We start from the raw sequence: 696 nt of genomic DNA, 5'->3' as shown, positions 1-696 counted from the left end.
AAGGAAGTCATGCTAATCGCTATGAGCGGAAGCTAGAAAACCAAAAGTTAAGGCGATAAATAAGTACGCTTATTCATAGAAAGCTAGTTAAGTGAATAAGGGCGCACGGTGGATGCCTTGGCACTAGGAGCCGATGAAGGACGGGACTAACACCGATATGTCCCGGGGAGTCGTAAGTAGACGTTGATCCGGGAATTTCCGAATGGGGGAACCCACTGTTCGTAATGGAACAGTACTTCTATCTGAATACATAGGGTAGAGGAGGCATACCCGGGGAACTGAAACATCTCAGTACCCGGAGGAAGAGAAAGCAAACGCGATTTCCTGAGTAGCGGCGAGCGAAACGGAATTAGCCCAAACCAGAAGGCTTGCCTTCTGGGGTTGTAGGACACTCCATTGGAGTTACCAAGAAATTCTTTAGATGAAGCGATCTGGAAAGATCCGCCATAGGAGGTAAGAGCCCTGTAATCGAAAGAGAATTTCCTCCGGAGTGGATCCTGAGTACGGCGGAACACGTGGAATTCCGTCGGAATCCGGGAGGACCATCTCCCAAGGCTAAATACTCCCTAGTGACCGATAGTGAACCAGTACCGTGAGGGAAAGGTGAAAAGCACCCCGGGAGGGGAGTGAAAGAGAACCTGAAACCGTGTGCCTACAAGTAGTCGAAGCCCGTTAATGGGTGACGGCGTACCTTTT

At 49.9% G+C, this 696-nt stretch carries 1 rRNA gene; it reads left to right on the top strand.

Annotation, left to right across the window (positions count from 1 at the left end):
- Positions 1 to 85: 85 nt before the first annotated feature.
- A 23S ribosomal RNA gene (locus Q1A47_RS20540) occupies positions 86 to 696 on the top strand; the annotation flags it as partial.

The organism is uncultured Virgibacillus sp. (assembly GCF_947495635.1).
Classification (GTDB): Bacteria; Bacillota; Bacilli; order Bacillales; family Amphibacillaceae; genus Virgibacillus; species Virgibacillus salarius.
Note: the sequence above shows the minus strand (reverse complement) of the source record. Positions and strands in the feature narration are given on the sequence as shown.